The organism is Scandinavium sp., from assembly GCF_036271055.1.
Lineage (GTDB): Bacteria > Pseudomonadota > Gammaproteobacteria > Enterobacterales > Enterobacteriaceae > Scandinavium.
In genome coordinates, this window is the sequence record NZ_DATBBJ010000110.1 from 1 (window position 1) to 3,722 (window position 3,722).

3 protein-coding genes, 1 tRNA gene and 1 rRNA gene are annotated in these 3,722 nt (G+C 47.5%); 4 read left to right on the forward strand and 1 reads right to left on the reverse strand.

The window, feature by feature from the left end; genetic code table 11:
- From rrf to birA, 3 genes are all read left to right on the forward strand, one after another.
- Positions 1-84 (forward strand): 5S ribosomal RNA (gene rrf / locus VH187_RS23550); the annotation flags it as partial.
- A 133-nt stretch (positions 85-217) separates the two neighbouring features.
- Positions 218-1,246 carry a UDP-N-acetylmuramate dehydrogenase gene (gene murB / locus VH187_RS23240; protein WP_329703799.1) on the forward strand — a complete coding sequence of 343 codons (1,029 nt, stop codon included), beginning with the start codon at positions 218-220 and terminating at the stop codon, positions 1,244-1,246.
- A complete protein-coding gene (gene birA, locus VH187_RS23245; RefSeq protein ID WP_329703797.1) occupies positions 1,243-2,205 on the forward strand; it encodes a bifunctional biotin--[acetyl-CoA-carboxylase] ligase/biotin operon repressor BirA in 963 nt (320 codons plus the stop codon). The genes murB and birA overlap by 4 nt, the downstream gene beginning before the upstream one ends.
- Positions 2,206-2,230: 25 nt before the next feature.
- Here birA and coaA read toward each other — a convergent pair whose 3' ends face one another.
- Positions 2,231-3,181, reverse strand: coding sequence for a type I pantothenate kinase (coaA, locus tag VH187_RS23250; protein WP_329703798.1), 951 nt, complete (start codon positions 3,179-3,181; stop codon positions 2,231-2,233).
- A gap of 417 nt (positions 3,182-3,598) precedes the next feature.
- Between coaA and VH187_RS23255 the strand changes: the two genes are divergently transcribed.
- A tRNA-Thr gene (locus tag VH187_RS23255) sits at positions 3,599-3,674 on the forward strand.
- Positions 3,675-3,722: the final 48 nt, after the last annotated feature.

Consider the following 3,722-nt stretch of genomic DNA (forward strand, 5'->3'; position numbering starts at 1 on the left):
CCCCATGCCGAACTCAGAAGTGAAACGCCGTAGCGCCGATGGTAGTGTGGGGTCTCCCCATGCGAGAGTAGGGAACTGCCAGGCATCAAACAAGTGGAAAGCCCAGTCGAAAGACTGGGCTTTTTGCGTTGTTGCACAACCCATCCACAGACATATCCACATGCCTTCCTTCAATGAATACGTTACACTAGCCGGGATTTTGCATCTGGAAGCCACTATGAATCACTCCTTAAAGCCCTTTAATACTTTTGGTATCGAAAGCCAAGCAGCGCGTATCATTTGTGCCGACAATGCACCACAGTTATTGGACGCCTGGCAGCGAGCGACTGCAGAAAATCTGCCAGTTTTAATCCTGGGAGAGGGCAGCAATGTGCTTTTCTTGTCTGATTATTCGGGTTTAGTGCTGGTCAATCGAATCAAAGGCATCAAGGTTACTGAGCAGTCAGATGCATGGCATTTGCATGTAGGTGCAGGTGAGAATTGGCATAATCTGGTCAAGCATACGTTGGAAAACAGCATGCCCGGTCTTGAGAATTTGGCGTTAATTCCAGGCTGTGCAGGCTCTTCTCCTATCCAGAATATCGGGGCCTATGGTGTTGAATTACAACGCGTATGTGAATATGTTGATTGTATTGAACTGGCGACTGGTGCCGCTAAGCGTTTGAGTGCGAAGGAGTGCCGTTTTGGCTATCGAGACAGCATCTTCAAGCATGAGTATCAAAATAGCTACGTCATTGTCGCTATCGGCCTGAAGTTATTGAAGCAATGGACACCGGTCCTGAACTACGGTGATTTAACGAGTCTGGATCCGCTGACAGTGACACCTCAACAGGTTTTTGATGCAGTGTGCCATATGCGAATGACCAAGTTGCCAGATCCAAAGGTGAATGGAAATGCGGGCAGTTTCTTCAAAAACCCGGTGATCCAGCCAGTGCTTGCCGATAAGTTGCTCAAAGCGTTTCCAAATGCACCGCATTATCCTCAAGCTGATGGCAAGGTAAAACTTGCTGCGGGCTGGTTAATTGACCAATGCCAGCTTAAGGGCAAAAGTATTGGCGGCGCGATGGTTCATAGGCAGCAGGCGCTTGTTTTGATAAACGAAAATAATGCTGTTAGCGACGATGTGGTCGCTCTCGCGCACTATGTGCGTCAGCAGGTTGGTGAGAAGTTCGACGTCTGGCTGGAGCCTGAGGTTCGGTTTATTGGCGAAACGGGTGAAGTTAACGCTGTGGAGGCTATTGCGTGAAGGATAATACCGTACCACTCACGTTAATTTCGATTTTATCAAATGGCGAATTTCATTCCGGTGAGCAGTTGGGTGACACATTAGGCATGAGCCGGGCGGCTATCAACAAACATATCCAGACGCTACGCGACTGGGGTGTTGATGTATTTACCGTGCCAGGAAAGGGGTACAGCCTGCCAGAACCGATTCAATTGCTGAATGAAGAGTTCATTCGTAGCAGCATAAGCGATGGGGCTGTTACTGTTCTGCCTGTTATCGATTCGACTAACCAGTACCTGCTTGATCGCTTCTCTACGCTGCAATCGGGCGATGTTTGTGTTGCCGAATATCAGCAAGCAGGTCGCGGTCGTCGTGGTAGAAAATGGTTCTCACCCTTTGGATCTAATCTTTATCTGTCAATGTACTGGCGACTTGAGCAAGGTCCAGCAGCAGCGATTGGTTTGAGCCTGGTCATTGGCATCGTCATGGCTGAAGTACTACAGAGCCTTGGTGCCGAAAAAGTCCGCGTCAAATGGCCTAATGACCTTTATTTGATGGACCGTAAACTTGCCGGGATTTTGGTCGAGTTAACGGGAAAAACGGGCGATGCAGCGCAGATCGTGATTGGCGCTGGTATCAATTTGGCTATGCGTCGAGTTGAATCTGATGTCATCAACCAGGGCTGGATTAACTTGCAGGAAGCGGGAATTGCCATTGATCGCAATACGCTTACTGTCCGATTGATTAAAGAGCTCCGTGCCGCACTGATACTGTTTGAGCAAGAAGGGTTAGCACCTTATCTCTCGCGTTGGGAAAAACTGGATAATTTCATTCATCGGCCAGTAAAATTAATTATCGGTGAAAAAGAAATATTCGGTACGTCACGAGGGATTGATACTCAGGGAGCACTGCTGCTTGAACAGGAAGGGGTAATCAAACCCTGGATGGGCGGGGAAATTTCTCTACGTAGCGCAGAATAAGAGAAGGGAGCATAAGCTCCCTTTTTTATTTCCGCAACCGCACTTCTTCGACGGAATGGTCAGCACTTTTGGCAAGGATTAGGCTGGCGCGCTCACGAGTTGGCAAGATATTTTCTTTAAGATTCAATAAATTGATCTCATTCCACAATGACGTTGCAATATTAACAGCTTCGTCCTCGGATAATTTCGCATAGTTGTGGAAATAGGAATCAGGATCGGTAAAGGCCCCTTCGCGGAATTTAAGGAAGCGGTTGATGTACCAATTTCTTAATAGCTCTTCGGGTGCATCGACATAAATTGAGAAATCGACGAAATCAGAGACAAATACGTGGTGAGGATCGTGCGGATAGTCCATGCCACTCTGCAGGACATTGAGACCTTCAAGGATCAGAATATCCGGATGCGTAACCGTTTTGTCGCCATCGGTGATGACGTCATAGATCAAGTGGGAATAGACGGGGGCCGTTAAATCAGGCGCGCCCGATTTGATATCCGACACAAATTTCACCAGGCGATGCATATCATAAGATTGCGGGAAGCCTTTCTTCTTCATGAGCCCGCGCTCTTTCAATACTTCATTCGGATGCAGGAAACCGTCAGTGGTAATCAGTTCAACGCGACGATGCTCAGGCCAACGACTAAGCAGAGCCTGCAGAACACGTGCCGTTGTACTTTTTCCGACCGCCACACTACCGGCAATACTTATGACATAAGGGATGCGAGGTGTATTGGTGCCAAGAAATTGTTCAAGCACAGCCTGGCGGCGCAAATTAGAGCTGATATAGAAATTAAGTAAGCGCGACAGTGGCAAATAGATCTCTGCCACTTCTTCCAGCGACAGGTCTTCGTTAATGCCCTTCAGACGCGTGATTTCCCCTTCAGTAAGGGTCATCGGCACGGAATCACGAAGTGCAGCCCATTGGCTACGGTTGAACTGTAGATACGGCGTCATTAACGTTTGATCTTTTTTGCTCATAAGCTTGTTCTGTTTGCTATCACCCATTCCGTAAGCCGAAACGTGATGATGCAACACATTCAGTTAATCAGGACAATGGGCAGGAGGTTAACACCAGATTGAACCGAATAAGAAGAAAAAATCAGATTTAGTGGTGCTTTCACCAGAAAGCATCACACTCTCAATACACTTTCCTGGCACCTGTGGTCGTAATAATGTGAAAGTGACCGGTGTTTAGACGGCAATCGAGCTGTTTTTGATTGAGACATGTAGAACAAATTATGAAAAAAGGAATGCACCTGACCGTTTTTTGTTCGCAAATGGCGGAATTTGCATCGATTTTGCAGTGTTGTGCGCAAAATATAAGCAAGAGAACATTTTATGCAATTTTTTAGTTGCATGCTCCGCCATGTCTCCCTAAAATGCGCGCTACTTGATGCCGACTTAGCTCAGTAGGTAGAGCAACTGACTTGTAATCAGTAGGTCACCAGTTCGATTCCGGTAGTCGGCACCATCAAGTCCGGTGGGGTTCCCGAGCGGCCAAAGGGAGCAGACTGTAAAT